We start from the raw sequence: 255 nt of genomic DNA on the forward strand, positions 1-255 counted from the left end.
AGCATAGCGCGGGCGTCGGGCTTAACGTGAGCCAGGGTGGGGGCAGTGCCAGTTTCAACGTGCAGAACGGTAACGCGCGTGGCCACTACGCGAGCGTTGCCGAGCAGGCGGGGATCGAGGCTGGCGAAGGCGGTTTTGACATTGCCGTGAAGGGCAACACCGATCTGAAGGGGGCGTATATTTCGAGCGAAGCGGCGAAAGATCAGAATCGCCTGAAGACTGGCACGCTGAGCTACTCGGCTATCGAGAACCACT

The 255-nt window shown here is 60.8% G+C and carries 1 protein-coding gene; it reads left to right on the forward strand.

Annotation, left to right across the window (positions count from 1 at the left end; genetic code table 11):
- On the forward strand, positions 1–255 hold a 255-nt coding region (locus KPG66_RS17235), incomplete at both ends, for a hypothetical protein (RefSeq protein WP_237071660.1).

It is taken from the genome of Mycetohabitans sp. B2 (assembly GCF_021733735.1).
GTDB lineage: Bacteria > Pseudomonadota > Gammaproteobacteria > Burkholderiales > Burkholderiaceae > Mycetohabitans > Mycetohabitans rhizoxinica.